Genomic DNA, 26,345 nt, shown 5'->3' on the forward strand with positions numbered 1-26,345 from the left:
AATTAGGAGGTCTGGGAACTAATCTTCTTGGACTTCCTCCTATTTTGTAACTTTGAGAGGATGATTAATAGTGATTAGTGCTCCATTTGAAAAAAATCCCGTCAAAATCATAGAACAAAATGAAAAGTTATACTTATACAATATAGAAACAAATGGGCTTTTTCAGATTGATGATGTCGTAGTAGACATATGTAATAGTGAAGGTAAGGAAATTGAAGAAATATATGAATTACTTAAGCATCGTTCTAGTAGAGAAGAGGTAGATAGGTTATTAGCTAGTCTGAAGGAAGCATCGGTTATATATAATAAAGATTTGTCTATTCAAAAGGAATGTAAAAGTTGCAATGATGAGCAAGTAAGTCTATCATCTATAATCCTTATGCTGGTTCAAGAGTGTAATCTAAGATGCTCTTATTGTTATGGAGGAGACGGAGAATATAATGATCGAGGACGCATGGACACAGAGACCGCTTTAAAAGCAGTTGATTATCTGTTTAATCATTCTGGCGAAGAAGAACTGAATATTTGTTTTTTTGGAGGGGAGCCACTTCTGAACATTGAAGTTATTAAAGAAGTTGTAGCCTACACTAAGCTAAAACAAGAAAAATCAAATAAACGTGTTACATATAGTATGACAACGAACGGCACCTTGATTTCCAAAGAAATTGAAAACTTCTTATTAGATCATCATGTTTCTATTCAGATAAGTCTAGATGGTGATCAAATGACGCACGATTTCAATCGATATTATCAGAACAGAAAAGGTACCTATGAAATCATTTTAAATAGAACGGAAAGTTTAAGAAAAAAAGGTGTCATAACAGCAAGAGCTACGATTTCACCAGTACAATTGGATATAACACATACACTTACACATTTAATGGAGATTGGTATCCGCCATGTTGCGATGTATCCTGCAGTCGAGATGCTTAGTGAGGAAGACTTTGAGAAGTATGCACAGGAATTCACCAAATTGGTTGTTCATTTTGAATCTTTGCTTCAGGCTAAAAAGTATGGGGAAGCACGTCAGATATCGAACATTCTAAAATACTTGAAGATGATTCATTCTTCTTCTAAGCGAAATTATTTTTGTGGGGCGGTCTCGCATATGCTTGCCGTTGATGTGCATGGTAATCTTTATCCTTGTCAACGATTTGTTAATGAAAAGGATTACTCTTTAGGAAATGTAAGGGAAGGGATGGATGTGAGAAAGAAGAGTAGCTTGCTTAGTGAGATGCGTTTAGAGAAGAGAACTGTATGTGGAGAATGTTGGGCTAAGAATCTATGTGGTGGAGGTTGTCCTCAAGAAAATATGGTGCTTAGTGGTTCGATTAATGAGCCAGTGGATAGATACTGTAACTTTACTCGTAGTGCAATAATGGATTGTATGAAATTGTATTTGCGATTAACTAAAGAAGACAAGAAAAACCTGTTCTCTGCTAAGCGGCAGCGAGAGCAATTATTGGAGGATGTCTCATTTGACAATTGATATTCAAGCTTTAAGTAAGTCATATGGTTCTCACCAAGTACTTAACGAGCTTCATTTCCACATTGATAATGGTATATTCGGACTGCTCGGAGACAATGGGGCGGGTAAGACCACTTTAATGAAAATTCTTGCCACTTTACTTAGATTCGACCGAGGGGAAGTTGAAATATTCGGATATTCTTTGAAAAAAGAACCGGATGCTATTCGTTCTTTACTGGGTTACTTGCCGCAGCATTTTGATTTTTTTCCAAATGTAACGATTTTGGAATCTATGAACTATTTTGCGGCTTTAAAAGGTATTCAAGGTAAACGTCATATTCAAGAGGAGACATCACAGCGATTAATTGAGGTGGGGCTTATCGATCAAGTTCATAAAAAAATAAAACAGCTGTCTGGGGGAATGAAGCAGCGCTTAGGAATTGCCCAAGCTATGTTAGGACAGCCTAAGTTGTTAATTGTTGATGAGCCTACGGTTGGACTGGACCCCAAAGAGCGAATTGCTTTTCGAAACTTGCTTCAGAATTATGGAGAAGGTCGGATTATATTGTTATCTACTCATATTGTTCCTGACGTTTCAAGCACATGTGACAAACTACTCGTTTTAAAAGAAGGCCGTAATCTGTATCAAGGGGCAATAGACGATATGATTCGAACTGTCGAGGGTAAAGTATGGTTGGTTGATGTTGGTAAACATCAATTAGAACAATTAAGCCAACAAGCTCGAATCACCTCCATTGTACGGAAGGAAGGAAGAATTCAGGCTCGATTATTGTGTAACCATCCTCCAGATTGTTGTACGGAAGTCACACCTGAAACGGCTAATCTTGAGGATGCGTATCTGTACATTTCCGATCCAGAGGAGAGTTAGCAGAATGGGACAAGTAATCAGAGCCCTAGTTCAATTTGAAATTTTACTTTTGAAGAAAAGTATAGTGTTTTTTATAGCACTAACGTTTTCTTGTTTTTTAATTCCTTTATTTTTATATCTAGGAGCAGGGAATAAGAATAACGAGTTATGGATATTTTTGCATCATGGACAAATGTTCTTTACCATATTATTAATGCCGTTGATGTATTCTGTTCTTTATGATGGCGAGAAGCAAAAAATGATCTCTTCTGTTATTATGCCTAAATTGCATAAAGGAGCCCAATATTTTTATTGTAAGAGTTGTGTATTATGGGGAGTGGTTTGCTTATTTCAGTTTGTCGCTTTAGCTATGATTTGTGTAGTTCAATGGACGACTCATGGTAAGGCTCCATTCTTGACACTGCTTCATCTAACAGTAGCGGGTGTAGCAACTATGGGATATTCTGTTCAAGTTACCGTCATATTGAACTTGCTCTTACGTAAACAACTGTATGTGAACATTGTAATGCTCGTCTACCTTTTAACCAGTATTACTATCAACTTGCCCTACATTTCAATCTGGTTTAATCCAGATTGGATTATTTCCAACTTCTTTACACGTTCGTTTGCTTTCGGGCGAATATCCCTATTTTTGCTTATGTGGGTATTGATGAAAGTCAGTAATCATCTATGGATGGCGAGGGTACAAGAATGAATGGAATTATAGTTCGTTTCTGGCTGCAGCTTTTGCTCCGAAGAGAACAAGCAGTAACCTTGCTCGTTTCCTTTAGTGTGGTTGTTTTATTCAATTTAATAATGAATGAAGGTATTGCAATAACTTATAGTGTTAACTTGCTATTTGTAGCTTTTTTTTCTTTGCAGATTGCGAGTATACATAATCGTAATCATACAGAGCCGTATATATATATTTCTGTCTTTCCTAATTACCGTCTAATCACTTATCAGCTTTATGTTTCTTTAATTCTTTCGTTTCCTCTCTTGCTCATGATGGTAGGACTTTTATGGAAATCATTCGCTGATGTATCATTATGGAATTTGGTTATCATTGTGTTTTTTACTAGTTTTTTTTCGTCGATGTTGGGTCTCTTGTTGGGGCAGGTAGTAAGGCATTATGGGTTGGCCTTCACTTTTCTCATTGCTTTTTACCTTCCCATAGGTTTAGTTTCCTGGTCTTTTAATGAAAAATTTCGTTACATATCTCCTGTAGTAAATATATTCAACCCCTATTTGATCAACTGGCGAAATCTCTTTGGACTCTTAGGCTGTAGTTTATTATTTTACGGATTAGGCACATTGTTATCCAGTCGGCGCGGAGGTGGCAAAAAGTCTATAATCCCTTGGATCAGTATGGTCCTTGCTTGTAGTATACTGATTGGCGTATGGGGATATGAGAGGCTATTTAATGAGAATGTACAGACATCGTCGTTTCAAAAAATAACTGTGGGACAAACACAAGTAGAGTATAAGGGCATTAGTTCGTATCAGGCGAAGCAATTTGCCGCCCTCTTTGAAACGCTGTATCAAGTGGCTAAGAAAAAGGAGACACACCCGGTTCGCTATACCTTGCAAATCACCAGAATGCATTCCATGTCATCGTTCGAGCCGAAAATAATAGTACACCATAATAATAAACTTCAAATTAATATTTATTCAAATAAGCTCTTAGAATTCAATCGTGGGATGGATTGGGCGAGTAAGTGGATTGATTACATTTTGCCGCAAACGCCCCACTTGTCCAATGAGCAAGTTAACGCTTTTAAACGACTAAAAAATGACATTATTATGGAGGTTAGAGAAAAAAATCCTGGAAATGTCTATACACTTCAGGAGAGTGAAAGCTAAATAGCGAGATTTCGTGAAGAACCGATAATAATAGATATAAAAGAAAGGGATGGAATGCATGGAACGTGAGGCAGACCATGTGAATATAAGAGCTATATTTCATTCATTCCAATATTGGCCGAAGTTAACTAAGTTATTATGGAGTACAGAACCTATCTACTTTATTATCATTATTTTTGGCTATCTACTAAAAGGAATACTCCCGATTGCTAACCTTCTCTCCATACAGTATTTGGTTTCTGAATTAGAGACTAGCACGGTATGGCATAAGCTTCAAATAAGCGCAGTTTTCCCTGTAATTATCGTGATGTTTTCTAGTTTGCTTATTTCAAGTTTAATTGAATATTCTGATAAATTGTTCCAAATTTCACTGATAAATAAATTACAAACATTAATAGTATCACAAACATCGACATTTAATCTTGCGGATTTTGAAAGTCCGCAAGTACATAATCAACTCAAAAGAGTACAAAACGACTCAATAGATAGACCTATTCAGATCTATAAAGAACTCATTAATTTGCTAAGTTCCATGGTTACGTTATGCTCTAGTATCGCCATTTTAATAGCATTCAGATGGTGGGTCTTACTCATTCTTGTTGTTTCTCCACTAGCATCTTTTTATTCTTTATTAAGGTTCACACAAATTCAATATGTGGCCAAGAAAAAACGGGCTCCTTTACAACGTAAATCCAGGTATATTAATTACTTATTGACTAATGAGAAGTCTTTTAAAGAAGTCGTATTGTATCAACTTAGTGACTACTTTACAGCAAAATATAAGGGCATTTTTGATGTTTTCTACAAAGAGGATAAGTATTTAGCCAAAAAACGTATTACGTTATATTTGTCTTTTCAAGTAATAAGTACATTATTTATATCCATTGCTTTGATTATGATTATACAAATAGCATGGAAAGAAGAATTTCTCGTTGGCAGTATTTATGCATTAGTTCAAGCAGTATTATTAGCTAATCAAAATATTAACACAGTATCTCAAGGATTGATTTCATTATGTGATCATAATCTGTATTTAGATGAATTATTCGCTTTTTTTAACATAAAACATAAACAAGACAGTTCTAGTATGTTGCTAAGAGAATCAGGTATACAAGCTGATTCAACGATAGAAAGCATAGAATTTAAAAATGTTTCATTTGCCTACCCAGATCAAAAAGAATGGGCTCTCAAAGATATAAGTTTTAAAATGAGGCGTGGTGAATCTCTTGCTCTAGTGGGCAGGAATGGATCAGGGAAAACAACTGTGATAAAACTTTTAACGGGATTATATGATGACTTTAAAGGAGATATTTTAATCAATTCAATCTCGATTCGAAATTATAATAAAGAAATGCTTTACAAGAAAGTAGGCGTTATATTTCAGGATTTTGTTCAATTCGACTTTTCAGTAAGAGAAAATATAGGTTTTGGCAGCATAGAACATCTTGAATTTGATACTAGGATATGGGAATCGGCACAATATACAGGAGTAGATAAGGTAATACGACATTTTCCTAATCAATTAGAACAACAGCTAGGAAGAAACTTTGAAGGGGGTATACAGCTTTCAGGAGGGCAGTGGCAAAAGATAGCTATATCCAGAGCGCTCTTCAAAGATGCTGACGTTTACGTATTGGATGAGCCTAGTTCATTTCTTGATCCAGAGTCAGAAAAACAAGTATTTCGCCAATTTCAAAATTTTGTTATTCATAGGCTTTGCCTCTACATTTCTCATCGTTATACCTCTGTTCTATATGCAGGTAAAATTTTAGTTTTGGATAAGGGTCAGATTATAGAAGAAGGAACTCACCAAGAACTAATTGAAAGTCGAGGGCTTTACTATGATTTATTTTCTGATGAAATTAATACATTCCAGAAAGCGTTAGTTACTAATGATACACGCTAACTGTGTATAGGGATTCTGGCATATATTTGGGCTGGGAACAGTATTATTTTTTACCTAGAGAAGTAGACTATGTAGAATATACGAGTCATAGTCACATACGAACAGCGGAGCTTCTCTTAGGAAGAGGGGCTCCGCTTTTTTGCTTTCATGGATAAATTTATATATGAGTTAGACAATATTGATGAGACAATGTACGAAGTTTTCTTTTCAGTCTATAGATTCGAGTCGTTGTAGCCGTAACCGAAATATTATATTTGATAGCAAGGAAGACACAGGCAGCGTATATTGGGAGAGGTTGCTTTATATATGACAGCTTATACGAAACGATAAGGTACTGCTTAGCAGTGGAACAAGAAAGAATAAAGATTTGTGAAAATAATGAAAAAACATACAGAATAAACCGATATATTTCTAGAATCACTTATCAGAAAAGAATTGGAGGTTTTAGGATGAATGTATCATTTACATCATCTCAGCAATCGCCGTTCCGCATCGCAGATAACAACCCACTTGAATCACGGCATCCCCTTTCCAGTCAGACAGAAAGGAAGAGTATAGGTAAACCGCAAAATAAGGTTATTCAACAATTGACAGAGCAAAAGCAAAATTTGATGGAGAGGCGTTCGGACTATATAAGTAATGCTCTAAAACGTGGCCTCGGTCTGGAGGCTGTAAAAGCTGAAATGGAAAAGATAGATATGCAGATTCAACAAATTGACGAGAACATTCAGAAACAGTTAATGGAAGAACAAAAAAAAGCTTTTAGCATGGATGAGGAAAGTCAAAGAGAAGCTCAGGAAGGTAAAAAGGAACAATATACGCACAAGACTGCAGAGGAGCAAAAGCAAAGTCTAATCACATATACGATGCATAGTATTGTGTCAGCAAACAACGAGTTAAAGAATTCGAAAATCAATAAAATGGCACAAATTACGTTGAAAAGCGAAGCTAAAGGTTGGGAAAATACTAATCCTGCAAGATCAGCTACTTTACGTGAGAAGGCAGAAGGCCTTGATGGTAAAATTATGGAGATTGCCTTGAACATCAACGAGCGCATTAGTGAAGCAGTGAATAAGGAACCTACGATAACAGATCGAGATGAACCAAAGGATGAGAAGGAAGCAAGTATAGAGGTTGGTAGGAGGTGGACTGAACAAGAGCTCCATGCCTATATGGACTCAGCTAAAGACAAAGCTAAGACTGCAGGTGTGAAGGTGAACATTGCTGTCTGATCGGGATATTATGTGTATAGTACGGAAATTAGGAGGGTGCTTTCAGACGAACGCTATCGTTCAAAGAAGCACCTCCGTTTACTCTAATGGAAATATGAACAGCAGGACAACTATTATTATTTGGTAAAGTGGTTATTCACTCAATAAGTTTGTTTATAAAACAAAATATTTAGAAATACGTAACCAATTGCTTATCGTTTATTATAAATATTAATAAATATATTAAGTATTTAATGATAATATTGACTATGATAAATAGGGTGTGTTATATTAAAACCGTAAATAAAACGGCTTCTTAATCTTGGTGGTAGAACGGATTTTATTTTCGCATTCAGAGAGGATGGTTTAGGTGGCAGCAGCTGTAAAAGCAAAGATGATTGTAGACAAATCTTTTCGTATTGCTGAAGTCGATAAACGCATTTATGGCTCTTTTGTAGAGCATCTCGGGCGTGCCGTATATGGCGGTATTTACGAGCCTACTCATTCAACTAGTGATGAAAGCGGTTTCCGTAATGATGTTAAAGAGTTGGTAAAACAGCTTGATGTTCCTATTATACGCTATCCGGGCGGTAATTTTGTATCCGGTTACAATTGGGAAGACGGTGTCGGCCCTGTCGCGTCCAGACCTAGACAGTTGGAGCTGGCGTGGAGAACGGTCGAGCCAAATGAAGTAGGCACGAATGAATTTTTCAAATGGGCCAAGGATGTAGGTTCCGAAGTCATGATGGCGGTTAATCTGGGTACACGCGGAATTGATGCTGCGCGTAATCTGGTGGAATATTGCAACCACACAGGCGGCTCCTATTGGAGTGATCTACGTCGTAGTCACGGGGTTGAGCAACCACATAAGATTAAAACTTGGTGTCTTGGTAACGAGATGGATGGCCCATGGCAGATTGGTCACAAGACAGCAGAAGAATATGGCCGTCTGGCTGTTGAATCTGCAAAAGCTATGAAGCTGATTGATCCTGACATTGAGCTTGTATCCTGTGGAAGCTCCAGTTCCACGATGCCAACGTTCCCGGAATGGGAAGCAACCACACTGGATCATACCTATGAGGTAGCCGACTATATTTCCTTGCACCAATACTACGGCAATCATGACAATGATACGGCTAATTATCTGGCACGCTCTATGGATATGGATCATTTTATCCATACGGTCATTTCGACTTGTGACTATATCAAAGCAAAGAAACGCAGCAAGAAAAAAATGATGCTCAGCTTTGACGAATGGAACGTATGGTACCACTCCAATGATGCGGACAAAAAAATTGATCCGTGGTCTGTGGCACCACCGCAGCTTGAGGATATCTATAACTTTGAGGATGCATTGTTGGTAGGCAGCATGTTGATTACGTTCCTGCGCCACGCGGATCGTGTGAAAATGGCTTGTCTCGCCCAACTGGTCAACGTTATTGCGCCAATCATGACCGAGAATAGTGGAAAGGCGTGGAAACAAACGATCTTCTATCCGTATCTGCATGCCTCCCGTTATGGTCGTGGGATATCGCTGATGCCTGTCGTGGATTCGGAAAAATACGACTCCAAGGACTTCACAGACATCCCTTATCTGGACAGCGCTGTAGTTTATGATGAAGAGGGAGACGCGCTGACTGTCTTTGCAGTGAACCGTCATTTGTCTGAATCGCTGGAGCTGACAGTAGATGTACGCAGTTTTGAAGGCTACCGCATTGTCGAGCATACTGTATTGGAGCATGATGATCTTAAAGCGACCAACAGTCCAGCTGGTGAAAAAGTTACGCCTCACAACGGCGGTAACGCCAAGCTTGATGACGGAATTGTAAAAGCTCATTTGGGCAAAGCATCGTGGAACGTTATCCGTCTCGCTAAGTCTCATTAATTCTCTTCTGTAAAAGGGTACAGCTTCGACTGTACCTAAATAAGCTCGCATTCTCTCTTGTAAGAGTATTACAAGAGCGGCAATGCGAGCTTTTTGCGTAAAATGAGCCATTTGTCCCTCCATAGATATAGGGTTCTGAGAGAAGGGTGGATTTTAAATAAATATTATGTTTATTACTAAATTTAACTAGACAAAGATGACCTTTATTCACTAAGTGCTCGTACTCCGTACATTTTTATGAAGTTAATTAGACCCAGTGCCAGACTTCCTAGGTGAAAAAAGACCCTATTATGTCGTTGTCAACGTACTGATATCTGAAATGCAGGGTGTGCAATCCGACTTAAATCCACGTTATACTTTAAAAGACAGTCTATTTAAATCAGATGATGGCAGTAGCATTTCGAGAAAGGAATGATCTCTATGAGTCAAACAGACCAATATCGTTTTCAAGTGAACTTGGGCGGTATGATTGATATTTTGGCCAATCATTTATATAGCAGTCCACGAGTGTTTATACGTGAGGTTCTGCAAAATGCAACAGATGCGATCACGGCTCGCAAGGAGCTGCGGAAGGTTGCTGCTGAAAGTAAAGTATTGAAAGAAGACAAGACCCTTGAAGCTACAGCTTCTGAGAGTAACAACTATGAAGGCAAAGTCATCGTAGAGTTATCTGGTGCCGGGGAGCAACAGGTATTGATGATTCAGGATAACGGCATTGGGTTGTCAGAAGAAGACATTCACCGTTTTTTATCGATTATCGGTCAGTCTTCCAAGAAGGGAGCCGATTTGCTGGCTTCTGAGACTTCGTTTATCGGACGATTTGGGATTGGGTTGCTATCCTGCTTTATGGTGAGCGATGAAATTGTGGTGCTGACCCGCTCGGTGAAGGAAGGCGTCTCCATGGAATGGAGAGGGAAGCCGGATGGGACGTATACGATTCGTCGATTGGAGACCGAACTGCCTGTAGGAACGCAAATTTATTTGCGCTGCAAGCCGGGAAGTGAGTTTTATTATGAGCCGGCGCATGTAGAGGAGTCTTTATTCTATTATGGTGCGTTGCTGCCGTATCCGGTCATACTGTCTGTAGACGGGGAGACCAAGCGCGTCAATCTTCCATCGACGAGCTGGATGCAGGACCCAGAACAATTACGGAGCCGCCGTAGTGAGGTGCTAGATTTAGGCTATCGCCTGATGGGCGAGCGCTTCAGTGATTTTATACCGTTGCGGACGGCATCGGGCAGAACAGGCGGGATTGCATTCATTTTGCCTCGTAGTGTTAATCTGAACAGCAAGCGGCTGCACCGGGTGTACTTGAAGCATATGTTGGTGTCCGATAAGGCGGAAAATGTATTGCCAGAATGGGCATTCTTCATTAAAAGCCTGATTTGGACAGATGAATTGCAACCAACGGCATCACGTGAATATTTTTATGAAAATGAGCAGCTTGATGCGGTTCGTTCTGAATTGGGGACCTGTATTCGGGAAGAACTGCTACGCATGGCGGAATATGAACCAGACCGTTTGCAACACTGGATTCGTTTGCACGAGCTGTCCATGAAGGCGCTCGCGGTCGAGGATGATGAATTTCTGCGGATTATGCATCGCTGGTTTTCCTTCGAAAGTACATTTGGGCGGCGTGAACTGAGTGAACTGATCCGAGAGGCGGGCGGACGTCCGTTGCATTACACATCGACAGTAGATGAGTATCGTCAGATTACGCATGTGGCGGCGGCGCAATCCATGTTGGTGATCAATGGCGGCTATATTTATGATTCAGACATTTTGGAAAAGCTGCATTGGATTGACCCTAACCTGCAAACAGAGCGTCTTAGCCCTGAGGAAGTATCTCTATCATTTACCGGGCTAACACAGGAAGAGCGCGAGAATTATTACGGTGTACTACGTGTCATGGATGCTGCTTTGCAGCCAATGCGTTGTCGCGCTGAGTTGAAGCGTTTTGAGCCTGCGAGTTTGCCAGTATTGTATACCATTTCTCAGGATGCACTGACCTTGCGCTCCATGGAAAACACGGTTGAGGAGACAACCTCACTTTTTTCCAATGTGCTTGATAGTCTGAAAGCAGGAGTCCAGCAAAATTCGGGCTACTCCACTTTATACTTTAATCTGAACAACCCGGTGGTGGCCCGAATTCTTGAAGCTACCGATACGCAGATGGTTACGGCTGCTACAGAAATGATGTATGTGAATGCGCTTATGATGGGTCACTATCCGATGAACCGCAGTGAGCTAGGGCTGATGAACCGGAGTGTACTGCATTTTATCAATTGGGGATTAGGGAACGGACAGAATACGTAATTGCGTAATTAAGGGAGGATTCAAATGGAAGAGACAATATATGAATTGATGGAGCAGGCGCAGGATATGCCCGGAGGGGCGGCAAAGCTGGCGATTCTGGAAGAGGCTGTTCGCTTGGCAGACACTTCCGGATTGAAGGAACTCGCTTATGAAATTCGGGGAGAGATTGTAGACTGCGCTATTTTTAACGGATACCCATTGAAGTCGCTGATTGCTTTTTCGTGGCAGTTGGGCCAATTTGATCAAAATCCAGAGGAATACGACGCAGATGAGCTGTTGTGGAATTACAAATGGATACTTGGGAAGGTGTGCAGCTTTTCCAATATATCGAAGACTCAAATAGAAGATCTGGCGGAGGATATGCGCAGACGTTATGCCGAATACGGGTATAATGAGCGTCCATATTACTATTATAAGTTCCGCATCGCGATGGACATGGGAAATCTGGAAGAAGCACGGCGATATCTGGATACCTTCCGCTTGATCGAACGGGACAGTATGAGTGATTGTGAAGCCTGCGAGCAGAGCCAGATGGTGCGGTTCTACTACTTGGCCGGAGAGGATGAGCAGGCGCTTGCCGTGGCAAAACCGATTTTGTCGGGTCGTATGAGATGTGCAGAAGTGCCGCATGTGACGCTCTCGCAGGTGCTATTGCCGCTTTATCGTCAAGGCGAGGTTGATCAGGCAAAGGAGCAGCATCGTAAAGGCTATCGCCTAGTCCGGGATGACCGTGACTTTCTGAAAACGATAGCAGAGCATATCGAATATTTGACGATTGCTGATCCGGTTCAAGGGATCGAAGTGGTAGAGCGTCATCTACATATGGCGCTAGACTATGAGAGCGGGCTGGAGCAGATGTATTTTTACGCGACGATGGTGAGTCTGCTGCAAAAGTTGGATACTTCGGGAGAAAAACGGTTGATCCGGTTGCCGGCTTCCTTGGAATGGGGGAAAGAGGAGCGCACATTGACGGAAATCATTGCGTATTTTAGGCCACTGGCAGAGTCAGCGGCGGCTGATTTTGATCGACGGAACGGGAATACGTTTTATTCCGAGTGGATCGGGAAAATTGTTCAAACGGCATAGAAGAAGTGTAGCTGTGACGAATATTTTATACTGCCCAAACAATGAGCAGGTATAATGTTCCTGTGAAATGACAGGAGGGGTTATGTGGTGACTGTAACCGGAAAGGTGATTAATTTCGCACACCGCGGAGCTTCAGGTGTATGTCCTGAGAATACGATGGCGGCATTCCGCCACGCCTTGGAACTGGGAGCAACAGGTATAGAAACGGATGTGCAGCGTACCCAAGATGGGCATCTGGTGCTGATTCACGATGAGTCGCTGAAGCGTACGACAGGTTGCTCACTGGATGTAAGGGATATTACGCTGGAAGAATTAAATAAATTGGATGCGGGCGGCTGGTTTGGTGAGAAATTCCGAGGTGAGCGGGTCCCAATGCTGGATGAGCTACTGGAACTAGCCCAGTCCTCCTCGAATACAATAATTAATTTAGAGTTGAAAAATAGCATTTATCTCTATCCGGGAATGGAGGAAGAGGTCATTGCTACCGTGAAGCGTTTTGGATTAGAACAGCGGGTAATCATATCCAGCTTTAATCACGAATCGCTGGCGCTCTGTGCGCAGCTTGCTCCTGAAATCAAGACGGGGGCGCTGTATATCGAAATTATGGTCCGCCCATCCGAGTATGCCACCCAATTTGGGGTTACCGCACTTCATGCCTACAAACAAGTGGTTACACCAGAAGCTGTATCAAAGGCTTTGGCATTAGGCGTCGTCTACCACCCATGGACGGTGAATGAGCCAGAAGAAATGAAGCGTCTGCTAGAGGCCGGGGTAAACGGCATTATCACGGACTATCCTGATCGGTTGGCGCACTTATTGGCTGTCCGCTCTTCCTAGGTTGAAGACACAGTGGAACTGCAACTAAGGTTTGCAGGGATATGAGCGTGGCTATTTATTGAAGAAAAAGACTCTCCTGTACGCACTCGTTTTTACGAGGCGAGGGAGAGTCTTTTTTGCCCTAAGCCGAAGAGCGTATCATCCACGATGGCCTTGATTCCTTTCTACTTGATGCCGAGCCGCATACGATAGCTGAACAGAATGTCTAGTGTTCTGCCCTGAAAATGATTCTCTACCAGGTTCACGAAGCGGGCTACATCGCCGTCAAGCGTTCTATTGCCAAGTTTTAAGAGACTTTGAATACCCCCTTGGCTGAGAGCGAGCCCTGTATAACGAGCTGCGTCACACTGCTCACGGTTGTGGAAAACAATCTCCCGGGTATATCGGAATTGCCCGCTGCGGTGCAGATTAGCTAAATGCTGATCCTTGCTCCATTTATGAGCTTGCTGCTCTACTGGGGCTTCCTGTTCCAAAAGGGTATCCGCTTTGGTGATAAGCTCTGTATAAGCTTGCTCTATCTGCCATTGCAGCACCGGAGGCCAGTCACAGTCAAAGGCTGCGAACACGCCGCCCTGAGCCAAGACCCTGCCCGCTTCCTGAAGCGTGCTCTCGGGGTCCATCCAGTGAAAGGATTGAGAGCAGGTGATGACGTCTACAGTTCCGTCCTCAAAGGGCAGGTTGTTGGAGAACCCGCTTTTGAAGGAAATGGTTCCTGCCTTTGTCGTTCCTGCTGTCTCCAGCTTGTGCTGCGCTTTTCCTCTCATGTCCGAGTTAGGCTCGATACCGACGACTTGCCGAGCGGCGTTTTCCCATATGAAAGTTGAAAGTCCTGTACCGCAGCCAATATCGGCAACGAGCTCTACGTTTCGCTCCAGATAGCGGCTGACGATTTCCACGACGAGTGACGGTGCTTCCGGGCGGTGCTGATCGTAGTTGTCGGCAAAACCGCTAAAACGATCTACGTTGCTTTGCAGATTTCCCTCAGGTATTATAGGTCCTCTTCCTCCTTAGTTTCGACCGGGCGGCCGAGCAGATTCAAATGCTGCTGTACTCCTACATTGTACAGGTTTACATGTTCATCCATCTACTCTCGTGATTTCACAGCACCCGTCGGATTTCGGAGGGGAAATTCCCTATTTTATCATTGAAGCAAGCGCCCACTCGCGCATCATGGAGTCAAGCATTGGACGCAAATCTTCGCGTTGCATACCCATGTGGAGCACGGCTTCCAGATATCCAGCTTTATCTCCAATATCATAACGTGTGCCTTCCAGTTCCAATGCGAGCAGTTGGTTCTGCAATGCTACCTGATGGAGTGCGTCTGTCAATTGATATTCACCGCCTGCCCCAGTGGACAGGTTTTCCAATATAGAGAAAATGGAAGGCTCCAATACATACCGACCAATGACTGCCTGCCGCGAAGGGGCATCTGCCGGAGAAGGTTTTTCAACAAGCCCGCCGACTTCGTGGATGAGACCGTTCTGGTGAGTAGAGTCAATAATGCCGTATTTACTCACATCTTGTTCTTCCACCGTGCGCACGCCGACCACTTGCTTGCCAGTCGCCTCGTAGACATCCATCATTTGACGGATCGCCGGGGTGGAGGAATTCATAATATCATCGCCCAGCAACACGGCAAATGGTTCATCGCCGATGAACTGACGAGCGCAGCTTACCGCGTGTCCCAAGCCGAGAGGTTCTTTTTGACGGATATAGTGAATGACTGCTTTACCCCCGATGCTTTGAACTTCACGCAGAAGATCGTATTTACCTTTGCTCTCCAGTACCTGCTCCAACTCCACAGACTTGTCAAAATGATCCTCGATGGCTTTTTTATTACGCCCCGTTACGATAATGATGCTCTCAATTCCGGACTTGATAGCTTCTTCTACGATATATTGAATAGCCGGCTTGTCTACGATGGGAAGCATCTCTTTCGGTAAAGCTTTCGTAGCTGGTAGAAAACGGGTTCCTAATCCGGCGGCTGGAATAACAGCTTTTGTAATTTTTCTCATAGAAACTCACTTTCCTTTCGGGATGGGGAACCAAATACCCAGTATCGGCTCCCGATATAATTGATGATCATTCCGGCTGCGGTGGCGATCAGCTTGTCTAAAGCAAGTGGCAACTCGGTTCCCGTGTGGAGCACTTGCAGTAATAGGGAGGTTATCCCTAATACGACCAGGTTGATGACGATAAATTTGGGTAATTGACGCTTGTTTGTGTCGTTTGATAGTTGTTTGTTGAATGTCCATTTGCTGTTCAAAATATAACTGTTGGCTGTGCCGCAGCTGTACGAAATGATCTGCGCTACAATGACCGGCACTCCGCCCCAAGCTAGCAGCATAAAAATAATATAATCTACGCCTGTATTCACCAGACCTACAATGCCAAATCGAATCATAGGAAGCAGCTGGGCCATGCGACTTTTCATAGTTTAGGCTCCATGACCGGATTTGGGTCCGGTATATACCGCACTGTTGCCGCGCACTGTGCGTCCTGCCGAAATCAGGCTTTCACGGGCTCCTTGCATGTACAGGGACTCGCGTGGTTCAGGGGCCTTCATAGCATGTGTCGGACCGTTTTCGTATTGTCCACCCAGATGCTCACGGACAATGTATAGCGGACGTGCTTTGGTTTCGTCATAAATCCGTCCAACATATTCACCCATAATACCGAGAATGATGAGGATCACCCCGTCGAAAATCAGGCTGATGCTAATCATAGACGACCAGCCCTTCATCACGTAGGAGTCGGTGAAAAAGTTGAGAAACAGTACGTACATCAGATACAGGAAGCCGGACATGGAGAGAAGTGCACCGATATACCCTGCCAGCTTGAGCGGCTTAATCGAAAAGGATGTGATCCCGTCCAGACTGAGCTTGATCATTCGTTTCAACGGATACTTGGTCTCGCCCGCGAGCCGCTCGTCGCGCTCATATTCTACAGCAGTTTGTTTGAATCCGATCCAGCTGACCAGTCCACGAACGAATCGGTTATTTTCCGGCAGCCGTTTCAATTCTTCTATGACCTTACGATCCATTAGGCGGAAGTCCCCGGTGTCGACCGGGATATTAATGTCCGTTGATGCTTTAAGTACACGGTAGAAGAGGCTGGCAGACCATTTCTTGAAGCGAGTTTCGCCATTGCGTTTGAGCCGTTTGGCGTAGACCACTTCATAGCCTTCCTTCCACTTGTTAGCCATCTCAACAATCAGTTCCGGCGGGTCTTGGAGGTCGGCGTCAATGACGACGACCGCCTCCCCCACCGCATAATCCATCCCGGCGGTAATCGCTAGCTGATGACCAAAATTGCGAGAGAAATCAATCAATACAATGGTGTCATCTCTGAGACTGAATTCCTTGATCAATTGGACGCTGCGGTCCGAACTTCCATCATTTACGAAGATCAGCTCGTAGGGCTCACCCATTGAGCCCATGACTTGTTTCAGCCTCCGGTAGGTTTCCGTAATAACAGCTTCCTCGTTGTACATCGGAATAACTATGGAATAACGGATGGGTTCACTCATTCGTAGTTCCTCCTCATTTATAATGTGATTTCGTATAAAGTACCGCTTCCGCCACGATCGTCTCCGCCAGGGCCACCTTGACCATCCTGGGCGTTCGCATTGCTGTTCGTCGTGTCGCTTCCGCTCTCGGTGGCTTTAACGTCTGTACTTGTTTCGTCTGCTGTTGTTTTCCATTCATCTGTAGGGATCAACTTGCCGTGTTCTTTGATCCATGCAGTGACTTCAGAGTTACCGCCGTCCGGTCCGCCGCCTCCACCAGAAATCATGAAGTACTTCACTTGTCCGCTTTCGACCAGCGCCTTGATTTTATCGACGGTATAGACTGGATCGGAGGATACAAAACCGTTCATAATAATTACTTTTTGTCCGGCCTCGACCAGGTAAGGAGCAGCCGTTGAATAATTACTTGCTGCGAAAAGGTAGGTTTCACCTGTGTTATTTTTTTGCAAATAGCTCAACGTTTTTTGATCTAAACTTTGGCTACCGTTGGGTCCTCCCATTCCTCTGGAACGGGTAGAAGATTTTTGCTCCGTGTCTGTACTTGTTTGTGTGCTTGAAGTATTTCCATCAGGACTGGAATTCTCTGCATTATTGGTCTGGTTATTCGTTTGAGTTCCTTCGGCTTGTTGTCCATTGGCGCTCTGACCTCTATTGCGATCATTGCCGCCCGGCATTCCGCCACCGCCACCGCCGCCAAATTGAGTGGGTCCGGCTTGTGGAATCATGCTGTTCCCTCCGTAGATGATCGGTGTCAATGCCCAATATGCAGGACCGATAAACATAGCGAGTACACTTGCAATGATGGCGAATCTTGTGAACTTCTCAGATTTCATTCGTGCCACTACCTGCAGCACCGTGCCGATGATCCCTAAGATCAATACCGTGATGGACCAGCCGCTGCCAATGGTATCGTTGTAATTTTGCAAAACAAACCAGCTAAATACCGAGGTTGCCAATACTGCTGCGGGTAACAGCCAGGAGAGCCAGTTGGAACGCTCACGATACTGCTTCCACAATTCTACGAATCCTGCTCCAAAGAGCGCTGCAATTGGTGGCGCGAGCATAATCAGGTAATAATGATGAAAGAATCCTGCTACGCTGAAAAATGCAGCTACGGGAATCAACCAGGTCAGCCAGAAGATGACCTCTTTGTGTTTTTGTGTGATATTACGACGTCGAATGCTTGCAAGCAGGCCGATGGAAGCAATTAATGCAAATGGAAGCAGCCAGCTGGCTTGACCTGACAGGGAGGATTGGAACAACCGTAAAGGTCCTTTTTCGCCAGTACCGAACATGCCGCCACCAGAATTCCCTCCCGGTCCACCGCCTGGACCGCCCTGGCCACCTTGCCCGTCTCCAGGACCACCTTGTCCGTTGCCGCCAAATCCACCCGGTGGCATTTGACCACCTGCACCCATGTTGTTGGCACCTGAGTCATCCGTAGAAGTAGTGCTGTCCAATGATGTGGTCGTCTGAGCCTGATCCGTGTTTGTGTTGCTGCTATTCGTTGCAGCGTTATTGTTCCGATCCGTACGTTCTCCGCCACGATTGCCACCTGTACCCTGATCTCCTGTCAGACGGGACAGGCCGTTATAACCAAAGGCCAAATTCAGCACAGAGTTCGTACCGCTACTCCCCATATAAGGGCGTTCATCTGCCGGAGTAGAGTCCACTACGACTGCCCAAGAGAGTGATACGATCAGGAGGACAACTGCTGATCCTACCAGTGTTGCTGCTTTTCGCTTCCAGTTAAACTTGGAAGCCAGCAGATAGAACAGACCCAGTGCGGGAACGATCATATAGGCTTGTAACATTTTTTCGTTAAAGGCGATGCCTACGACTGCGAAAGCAGCAAGGATCAGCCCGGTTTTGCTATTTCTAAGGCCTCTGAACAATAGCCATGTTGCGAGCAACAGTGTGAAAACCAACATAGCGTCGATGTTATTCGTACGGCTAACCGCTACGGCTATCGGTGTCGTTGCCATGGCGAAGGCGGCCAAACGTGCGGCCATCGTACCGAAGCTCGGTTTGACGAGCAAGTAAACGAGCAAGACCGATCCGACTTGAGCCAGCGCCTGTGGCAAGATAACGCTCCATCCGTGAAGCCCGAATATATAGGCGCTCAGTGTCTGAATCCAGAACACCACAGGGGGTTTGTCTACCGTTACCGATCCGGCAGAATCAAGTGAGGCGAAAAAGAAGTTGTGAAAGCTTTGTAGCATGCTTGCTACGGCCGTCGTGTAGTAGGTGTTTACATATTTGTCTTGCCAGATGTTGTATCCGTTCAAAAATGCGGATATCAGCATAATGATGATCAGGGGGATGTCCGCCCTGGTCTTAAACCATTTCTTAATCATGTTCATTCCACTCCCTGTGAAAGTTTCTTTGTATTTATTCCGATCTTGGCCCGGTGAACTACCGGCTTGCTATTATCATGCCAGACGTACCTTAATGCGTTCTGAGCGCTCCCTGAACGTTAGCTGAAAGCTGAGCAGGGGTGCTTTTTTTGCGACAGGATTCAGGTATATTAGATACAGGTGAAAATGAATCGACTTTTATATGAGAAAAATGCAGCAACATGAAAGGGAAGATGAATAATGAATCCAATACACGGAGTTAAAATTATGCTGGCAGATGATGAGCCTCATATTTTGCAATTTTTAGAGCTTGGACTGATTAATGAAGGATATGAAGTCAGAACCGCCGAGAACGGGAGTCAAGCGCTCGATTTGGCAAAAGAGTTTCGCCCGCATGTAGCGGTGCTGGATGTGATGATGCCGGAAATGAACGGTTTTGAGGTGTGCCAAAGTCTCAAGGAGACGGAGGATAACATCGCGGTCATTATGCTGACTGCCAAGGATGATGTCGACGATCGGGTAAAGGGATTAAAACTCGGCGCGGATGATTATGTTGTAAAACCCTTCAGTTTTAATGAGCTGCTGGCTCGCATTGAAGCGCGCTTGCGCAATCAGTTCCCCGATCTGCTGGGAGAAGTGGTTCACGGCCCCTTTCAAGTGGATGATCGACGGAAGGAAATCCGTTATCAGAGTCAGGTGCTGGAACTGTCGCCTACCGAATATGAACTATTGAAGTTTTTGGTGTTGAATCACGGGATTGTGTTAAGTAAAAGTCGTATTCTGGACCGGGTATGGGGGTACGATTTTGGAGGCGAGGATAATATTGTTGAGGTGTACATTCGCTCCTTGCGTGAAAAACTCAAAGACAAGGAGCACCGGGTCATTCGTACGCTGCGCGGTGTGGGATACCGGGTGGATCTGCTATGAAGGCGGGCGGGAAAAGTCGGAGAAAATATGCACTCCGTTCTCTCCGATCCCAGCTTTTGGCCAGAACGTTACTCATTTTGGCTTTGTTGCTTGTATTGATTGGTTTTCTACAATATTTTCTGATGAAAGATTTTCTGTATCGCAGTCGGGCAGAAGCCATGAATACACAGCTGAATTCAATTCCTGCCGATTTATTGATTAAGGATTCGCAGGAAAAGAGCGGGGCTGGGGTAACCGTTCCTCAAGATGAGTCCAATCGAAGGAGTAATCGACCGGGACCGTTTCTGTTTTGGCCGGATATGTCGCTTGCTTCTATAGGTATAGACGGCACCTTCCAGAGCTTGTCCAATGAAAATGGACTTAAACCGCCGCGTCTCACCACTCAGCAGTATCAAGCAATGCAGCAGAGTAAGCGCATGCGTCACGGCTATCAATTAATCACGGATGCCCAGGGGAAAGAGCAACTGGTTGTATTCCGTCCGCTTGGTCCACCTGACCGTTCTTCCGGTTTACTTCAAATGGGCGTATCCACGACTTCTATGCAAGAGCAGTTGATTAACCAGCTCCGCACCTTTATTTTATTGTCTCTGATTGCACTTGCGATTGGGTTGGCGCTTATGCTTCCGGTGCTGCGCCGCACGTTGGTACCCCTTTCCAGGATGGTTGAGGCAGTCAAACGTATTGATGCCGGCAATCTGGCCGAGCGCTTTGATGCAGAGCAGGGGCAGTATGAGGTGGATCGTTTGGCGGTTTCATTTAACGGAATGCTGGAACGGCTGGAGCATTCTTTTGCAGCCGAACGGGAATTGCAGATGCAGATGAGACGATTTATTGCGGACGCCTCCCATGAACTGCGCACCCCGCTCACGTCTATTCACGGCTTCTTGGAAGTGTTGCTTCGTGGGGCTGCATCCAATCCGAAGCAGCTCCAATCAGCATTAGAAAGTATGTATGGTGAATCCAAGCGGATGAATAAGCTTGTCTCTGACTTGCTATTGTTGGCTAAGCTGGATCGAACACCGGAGTTAAAGCTGGAAGACATACCCCTAGATGCGTTGCTGCTGGAAATGAAACCGCAGCTTCTTATGCTAGCAGGTACACGTAAGGTGGTTTTTGATATGACGGCAGGTATACGGGTATTGGCAGAAGGGGATAAAATCAAGCAGGTCGTGCTCAACCTGTTTCACAATGCGGTTCAGCATACCGATATGGAAAGAGGTGTAATCCAGGTAAACCTGTCTGCAGGTAAGAAGTTGGTGGATATCCAAATTCGTGATAACGGGCCAGGCATGAGTAAAGAACAGCTGGAGCGGATATTTGAGCGTTTTTATCGTGGAGATGAATCGCGTACACGTAGCTCAGGCGGGGCAGGTCTTGGTCTGGCCATTACACAGTCTATCGTGGAAGCACACGGCGGGAGCATTACGGCCGAAAGTATCCCGGGAACGGGAAGTGTATTCAAAGTAACGCTACCTTTAGTGGGAACAGTATAGTATTGCAGATTATGGCGTAACATAAAAATAGCCTCCCGAACCGCAGCTTTGGTTATAACACGGCTCGGGGGGCTTTTTAATTGTTAGTTAATCAGCGAAGCTTTTTGTAAGAGCACATGCAGCACCTTGGCAGATGCCTCACGGGTTGTAGGTGCATTCGGCTGGAAGTAGGAGGAGCCTTTAATCGCTTCCCCGTTGATGATGCCTGCTGCACTTACTTTTTCAATACTGTCCTTGGCGTAGCCTGCAAAGGATGAAGCATCATGGTACGGTGTGCGTGCAGGACCATCGGCTGCTGCTTTGATTTGAAGCAGATCTACAGCTTTACCCAGCACGACAGCAATTTCTTGACGACTGATATTAGCATTCGGATCGAACTTGTCGCTGCTGCGGCCCGTAATCAATCCAGCTTCATAAGCGGCTGCCACATCGCCGGAGTACCAGCTACCTGCCGGGATATCACTGAATGGTCCAGCAGTACCTGGTGTCAGGCCGAGTGCTCGGGTTACCAGGGCTGCAAATTCTGCACGTGTCACGTTTTTCTTCGGTGAGAAAGTCGTGTCGGTCGTGCCGTTAATCAGCAACTTGTTTGCCAGCGATTGAATTTCGGATTGGGCATACGACGATGAGATATCTTCAAAGCTAACGGGACGTGTCGCCGCTGCATACGTCGAGAAGCCCGGACGGCTTACCTTGACGACGGTAGATCCATCAGCCTGCTTGGTGAAGACGGATGGAACGGGATAAACATTTCCGTTTGCCGTATAGAGTACACCGGCTGTATTAGAATCAATTTGACCAGGTACGGTAAAGGATCTGCTAATAAACTGTCCTGGAGCAACTTTGAGCGATTGACTCTTGCCACCAGTGACAATGTTAGCTTCAAATCCTACCGGGGTGCCGATCACATTGGAGCCTTTCAACTTGCCTGTAAATGTACCGCTCGCCTCTGCCTGGCTGCTGATGATCACTTCAATGCCTGCACCAGCAGGAACATTTTTCAGAGCGGATACTGGCAAAGCCAGAGAGGAGCCTGTATTGCTTACAATCAAGCTGCTTCCTGCTGCAGCCTTGCCCAGCGTTACCAGTTGTGTGGAAGTGAGCGATGCTTTCGTCGTTTGGCCTGCTTGGCTAGTAGCCGACAGTACAATAGCTGTCGGGCTGGAACCTGCTGCTGTCACGGCAGCCTGCAAATCTGCATCGGTTACTGTCAGCGACTGTACATTATTGTTCAATGCAACGGCTGTAGTGACAGTTTTAACAGCCTGTCCTTGCTTCACTACGCTTTGAAGTGAAGGAGCAGATGTAGGAACAGGGGGGGATGTGTTCGTTGCAGCAGAAGGTGTAGTATTGCTTCTGCCGCCACCTCCGCCTCCACCACTACCGCTGGATGCGGCGCTATTATCCACACGAATAGCTTTAGTGGCGGTGAACAGTTTAGGGCCATCGGTATTGCGTTCAACTTCGCCCTTTTCATTCAGTTCAGGAGAACTGACTTCCAGCTTGTACACGCCATCTTTCAAGTGTTGAATAACGGGTTGACCATTAGCATCCAGCACAGGCTTGCCATTGTCATCTAATTCCACGTAACTTCCGTCAATACCCTTAAAGGAATATACGCCTTGTTTGAGGCGAGCGTTAGCTCCTTGTTCTTTGGAAGTCGTTATTCCATCAATCAGACCGATCAATTTATCATCTACGCCGTATACATAAAGCGCGATCTGGTTGGTTTTATCTGTGGTCAGGCGGAAAGCCAAATCTGTTGAGCGCTGAGCACCTGTCCGACTTGGGTAAATAATCGGGTTGGTAACACTCAGGTCCTGTAAGCCAAAGCCTGTCGTTGGGTTTTCTTTGCCCACATGAACGACGAACGGCAAATGTAGTGTTGGCAGTCCGGCGCTTTTCAGAATAACTTCCCCTTCATATACACCTGTGGCTGCACCCGAATTTGGTTGCACAGACAGGAAGAACGGTTGCGATTTACCCGGTTCTGCCGAAATTGCTCCATTCGCGCCAACACCTTGCAACTGAACGGCAATGTTGCTCACGTCAGGTGTAGCAATCGGCTTAGTTGGATCAGAGGTTACATTATCATGTAACACGGTGCTGGCTTCATATTGCACAGTGTTAGCCGACAAGTTTTTGAGTTGAAGCTGAATCTGCTTCGCATCACTACCAGGTCGTAACACCCCGAAGCTGGCGGAAGGATTGTAATTCACAACCTCCTGCCGATTAAAGTTTTTGTCGAGAATCGTAATCTTTTCGACGGTTTCCAGCAGGGCTGGCGTCTGAATCGCATTAGCGATGTTTACAAGGCCTGCACCTTGGGAATACACATCATATTGGATTTTATCCTCATCAAAGAGTGTAACCGAAGTGTTTGCCAGAGCAGCGCGGATATCAAACGGTGTCCAGTTCGGATGTTGCTGCTTCAGCAACACGGCAAGTCCAGCCACATGCGGAGATGCCATACTCGTTCCGTTGCTGCGTTTGTAAGCTTGCTCATAGGATGCATCCGGATAGAACTTGGCGAAGGCAGGGTAGGTTGACATGATGCTAACCCCTGGTGCGCTCACGTCCGGCTTGATGCTCAGCAGTTCATCGCCATTGGGTCCGCGGGAGCTAAATCCGGCCATGGTATTACCAGGATTGTCAGTACGATGATACTCTTCTCCAAAAGCAATAAAAAATTTTTGTTTGTGGTTTTGGCTTTCAATGATTTGTCTTGCCAGTGCTCTACCTTCTTTTCCTGTCATGTCAAAGGTAGGGATATAATCTACATTGTCTCCTTGATTCGAATTAATGTAACCATCGTAACCAGGGATAGCTTCACTCAGATTGGCTCGTGTGCTGTCGCCAGATTTCGCTTGACCATTAAAAATAATAATAGCCTTTGCACCATTTTGTTGTGCGTTTGCGATCTTGTCTACGAAGCCCAAGACGCCACGCGATACGATCACAACCTTATCTTTTACATCTTTAGAAGTGAAATCATCTGGATATCCCAAATTGGCATAAACCAATTCCAATGGTTCTGTCCCCATAATAGAAGAAAAATCTTCATGAAAAGTTTGCCAAGCCATCATATTAAAATTGTAATAGGTATCTGATGTAACTGTTAAAGGCTTTTCATCATTACCATAGGTTACAAGATTGACGGATGCTTTATTTGAATAGCTATGGCTCGGGGAAGTGGCTGCACCGACGGAAATCGCCAGCTGTGATGTTGCGGGAGAACCCATGGAATAAAAGTAGGGTCCTTGTTGGGCCGCATTACCATTCGCTATGACCGCGACTACGCCGGAAAGTACAGCATTATTAATAGCAATGGAATCCGGGGAGTTCGGGTCCTTTTCGGAATCCGAGCCCAGCGACAGGTTAATGACGTTCATACCATCTTTGACAGCACGTTCAATACCATCAATGACCTGTGCGGAGGAACCGGAGGAGCGACCCGTCTTGGTATTGCGTCCAAGCACTTTATACACGTATAAGTCCGATTTATAGGCAATACCCTTTTGCACAATATCCGAGGATTTATTGGCGGCTTTACCAGCAATTGTGCCAGAGACGTGAGTACCATGTGTCGTTCCGCTAAAACCTGTGCCGAATGGATCATTCTCCTTTTCGAGGAACGGTTCCTCGTAAGGGTCGTTGTCCTGTTCAAAAGAGTCATATCCGCCTTTGTAGGCTTCTTTCAAGTCCGGATGCTCATAATCGATACCGGTATCAATAACCCCGACCTTGATTCCCGCGCCATTCAATCCTTTGGCCCAGGCTTCAGGAACACCAATCTGGTCCAGCGGTGCGTTATCATAAGTGGCTTCACTGGCTGTAAGTGTTGGCGGGTCCTGTACGGGGATGGAATAATACGTTTTGTTTTCATGAATGGATTTTACGCCTGGCAGTTTAGCCAGTTCTGGAATCTTATTGGCTGGCAGTGTGACCTCCAAGCCGTTAAGCACCGTGTTGTACTGGTAATTCACCTGAAGAGAAATACCATGCTCAGCGGCTTGGTCTACGAACGTAGTTTGCTCAGTGGCAATCGCGGATTCCGCTTTTTGCTCAGATTGAGCTGTAAAAGCTTGGACGCCTGAACGTGCTGCATATTTGTCCACGGCTAAGGGCTCACCATCAAGCTGTACGATGACTCTGACCTGACGGGAAGAATCTGTGCTGAGCTCTGGCGAAATGAAGGCCGGAGCCGCCTCAATAGTCAATGCTTGCTGAGCTTCCAGAAATGAGTTGATTTGCAGATCTGCGCTAGCAGCAGAACTGACAGACGGCAGAGACAAGCTTACCGTCAAGGCAAGAGCGAGTGATACGACAGGTATTTTTTGCAAAATGATCGGCTTTTTCAAAGATTTCCCTCTTTTCAATCAAAATATGATATCTCTACATACTAGGATTTGAAGCCACTGCCGTTATTCTCACGCCTCCCTTAATATCTAAAATAATAGAATTGACCACTGGTGACTAACTTGCCAGTTTTGAGGCATATCTTACCATATTGGTGGGATATATTACTATATGTTTTTTATATTTTTAGAAAAAATAAGGTTAACATTACATGTAGATTCCATGGAATTGTTATGAATT

18 protein-coding genes are annotated in these 26,345 nt (G+C 44.6%); 12 read left to right on the plus strand and 6 right to left on the minus strand.

Going from position 1 to position 26,345, the window contains the following annotated elements:
- Positions 1-70: 70 nt before the first annotated feature.
- The 10 genes from papB (at position 71) to MLD56_RS01570 (ending at position 13,440) form a co-directional block, all read left to right on the plus strand.
- The gene (gene papB, locus MLD56_RS01525) at positions 71-1,489 is read left to right on the plus strand and encodes a PapB family radical SAM/SPASM ranthipeptide maturase (protein WP_029516843.1); all 1,419 of its coding nucleotides are present in this window, start codon (positions 71-73) and stop codon (positions 1,487-1,489) included.
- Positions 1,470-2,357, plus strand: coding sequence for an ABC transporter ATP-binding protein (locus tag MLD56_RS01530; protein WP_039274259.1), 888 nt, complete (start codon positions 1,470-1,472; stop codon positions 2,355-2,357). Before papB ends, MLD56_RS01530 begins: the two co-directional genes overlap by 20 nt.
- A gap of 4 nt (positions 2,358-2,361) precedes the next feature.
- Complete coding sequence (locus MLD56_RS01535; RefSeq protein ID WP_029516841.1) at positions 2,362-3,051, plus strand: hypothetical protein; 690 nt, start codon at positions 2,362-2,364, stop codon at positions 3,049-3,051.
- Entirely contained in the window at positions 3,048-4,199 is a 1,152-nt protein-coding gene (locus MLD56_RS01540; RefSeq protein ID WP_029516840.1) for a hypothetical protein, read from the plus strand. The genes MLD56_RS01535 and MLD56_RS01540 overlap by 4 nt, the downstream gene beginning before the upstream one ends.
- Before the next feature lie 58 nt (positions 4,200-4,257).
- A complete protein-coding gene (locus MLD56_RS01545) occupies positions 4,258-6,105 on the plus strand; it encodes an ABC transporter ATP-binding protein (RefSeq protein WP_029516839.1) in 1,848 nt (615 codons plus the stop codon).
- A 449-nt stretch (positions 6,106-6,554) separates the two neighbouring features.
- The gene (locus MLD56_RS01550; RefSeq protein ID WP_029516838.1) at positions 6,555-7,337 is read left to right on the plus strand and encodes a hypothetical protein; all 783 of its coding nucleotides are present in this window, start codon (positions 6,555-6,557) and stop codon (positions 7,335-7,337) included.
- Positions 7,338-7,686: 349 nt separating this feature from the next.
- Positions 7,687-9,201, plus strand: coding sequence for an arabinosylfuranosidase ArfA (locus MLD56_RS01555; RefSeq protein WP_029516837.1), 1,515 nt, complete (start codon positions 7,687-7,689; stop codon positions 9,199-9,201).
- Between the two features lie 420 nt (positions 9,202-9,621).
- Positions 9,622-11,517: an HSP90 family protein gene (locus MLD56_RS01560; protein ID WP_029516836.1), complete on the plus strand. Its 1,896-nt coding sequence runs from the start codon at positions 9,622-9,624 to the stop codon at positions 11,515-11,517.
- Between the two features lie 24 nt (positions 11,518-11,541).
- Complete coding sequence (locus MLD56_RS01565) at positions 11,542-12,603, plus strand: hypothetical protein (RefSeq protein ID WP_029516835.1); 1,062 nt, start codon at positions 11,542-11,544, stop codon at positions 12,601-12,603.
- 87 nt (positions 12,604-12,690) lie between these two features.
- Positions 12,691-13,440, plus strand: a complete 750-nt coding sequence (locus MLD56_RS01570; protein ID WP_029516834.1) for a glycerophosphodiester phosphodiesterase — start codon at positions 12,691-12,693, stop codon at positions 13,438-13,440.
- 164 nt (positions 13,441-13,604) lie between these two features.
- Here the strand turns inward: MLD56_RS01570 and MLD56_RS01575 are convergent, their stop codons facing one another.
- The 5 genes from MLD56_RS01575 to MLD56_RS01595 all read right to left on the minus strand — a co-directional run bounded on the left by MLD56_RS01575 (position 13,605) and on the right by MLD56_RS01595 (position 19,326).
- A complete protein-coding gene (locus MLD56_RS01575; RefSeq protein ID WP_029516833.1) occupies positions 13,605-14,432 on the minus strand; it encodes a class I SAM-dependent methyltransferase in 828 nt (275 codons plus the stop codon).
- Positions 14,433-14,573: 141 nt separating this feature from the next.
- Positions 14,574-15,455: a UTP--glucose-1-phosphate uridylyltransferase GalU gene (gene galU / locus MLD56_RS01580; protein ID WP_023986636.1), complete on the minus strand. Its 882-nt coding sequence runs from the start codon at positions 15,453-15,455 to the stop codon at positions 14,574-14,576.
- Positions 15,452-15,874 (minus strand): GtrA family protein, encoded by a 423-nt coding sequence (locus MLD56_RS01585; RefSeq protein WP_029516832.1) that lies wholly within the window; start codon positions 15,872-15,874, stop codon positions 15,452-15,454. The genes galU and MLD56_RS01585 overlap by 4 nt, the downstream gene beginning before the upstream one ends.
- Before the next feature lie 3 nt (positions 15,875-15,877).
- Positions 15,878-16,969 (minus strand): glycosyltransferase family 2 protein, encoded by a 1,092-nt coding sequence (locus tag MLD56_RS01590; RefSeq protein ID WP_029516831.1) that lies wholly within the window; start codon positions 16,967-16,969, stop codon positions 15,878-15,880.
- A gap of 17 nt (positions 16,970-16,986) precedes the next feature.
- Positions 16,987-19,326, minus strand: a complete 2,340-nt coding sequence (locus MLD56_RS01595) for a glycosyltransferase family 39 protein (RefSeq protein ID WP_029516830.1) — start codon at positions 19,324-19,326, stop codon at positions 16,987-16,989.
- A 240-nt stretch (positions 19,327-19,566) separates the two neighbouring features.
- On the opposite strand from MLD56_RS01595, the gene MLD56_RS01600 reads away from it, so the two are divergent.
- Positions 19,567-20,253: a response regulator transcription factor gene (locus MLD56_RS01600; protein ID WP_029516829.1), complete on the plus strand. Its 687-nt coding sequence runs from the start codon at positions 19,567-19,569 to the stop codon at positions 20,251-20,253.
- Positions 20,250-21,746 (plus strand): sensor histidine kinase, encoded by a 1,497-nt coding sequence (locus tag MLD56_RS01605; RefSeq protein WP_029516828.1) that lies wholly within the window; start codon positions 20,250-20,252, stop codon positions 21,744-21,746. Before MLD56_RS01600 ends, MLD56_RS01605 begins: the two co-directional genes overlap by 4 nt.
- 83 nt (positions 21,747-21,829) lie before the next feature.
- On the opposite strand, the gene MLD56_RS01610 is transcribed toward MLD56_RS01605, so the two are convergent.
- A complete protein-coding gene (locus tag MLD56_RS01610) occupies positions 21,830-26,107 on the minus strand; it encodes a S8 family serine peptidase (RefSeq protein ID WP_241113456.1) in 4,278 nt (1,425 codons plus the stop codon).
- Positions 26,108-26,345: the final 238 nt, after the last annotated feature.

The sequence above is a fragment of the Paenibacillus peoriae genome, assembly GCF_022531965.1.
Taxonomy (GTDB): domain Bacteria; phylum Bacillota; class Bacilli; order Paenibacillales; family Paenibacillaceae; genus Paenibacillus; species Paenibacillus polymyxa_D.

Coding starts and splice junctions, on each gene's coding strand:
- MLD56_RS01530 (WP_039274259.1), top strand. CDS start 1,470: ATGTCTCATTTGACAATTGATATTCAAGCTTTAAGTAAGTCATATGGT.
- MLD56_RS01535 (WP_029516841.1), top strand. CDS start 2,362: ATGGGACAAGTAATCAGAGCCCTAGTTCAATTTGAAATTTTACTTTTG.
- MLD56_RS01540 (WP_029516840.1), top strand. CDS start 3,048: ATGAATGGAATTATAGTTCGTTTCTGGCTGCAGCTTTTGCTCCGAAGA.
- MLD56_RS01545 (WP_029516839.1), top strand. CDS start 4,258: ATGGAACGTGAGGCAGACCATGTGAATATAAGAGCTATATTTCATTCA.
- MLD56_RS01550 (WP_029516838.1), top strand. CDS start 6,555: ATGAATGTATCATTTACATCATCTCAGCAATCGCCGTTCCGCATCGCA.
- MLD56_RS01560 (WP_029516836.1), top strand. CDS start 9,622: ATGAGTCAAACAGACCAATATCGTTTTCAAGTGAACTTGGGCGGTATG.
- MLD56_RS01565 (WP_029516835.1), top strand. CDS start 11,542: ATGGAAGAGACAATATATGAATTGATGGAGCAGGCGCAGGATATGCCC.
- galU (WP_023986636.1), bottom strand. CDS start 15,455: ATGAGAAAAATTACAAAAGCTGTTATTCCAGCCGCCGGATTAGGAACC.
- MLD56_RS01585 (WP_029516832.1), bottom strand. CDS start 15,874: ATGAAAAGTCGCATGGCCCAGCTGCTTCCTATGATTCGATTTGGCATT.
- MLD56_RS01590 (WP_029516831.1), bottom strand. CDS start 16,969: ATGAGTGAACCCATCCGTTATTCCATAGTTATTCCGATGTACAACGAG.
- MLD56_RS01595 (WP_029516830.1), bottom strand. CDS start 19,326: ATGATTAAGAAATGGTTTAAGACCAGGGCGGACATCCCCCTGATCATC.
- MLD56_RS01600 (WP_029516829.1), top strand. CDS start 19,567: ATGAATCCAATACACGGAGTTAAAATTATGCTGGCAGATGATGAGCCT.
- MLD56_RS01605 (WP_029516828.1), top strand. CDS start 20,250: ATGAAGGCGGGCGGGAAAAGTCGGAGAAAATATGCACTCCGTTCTCTC.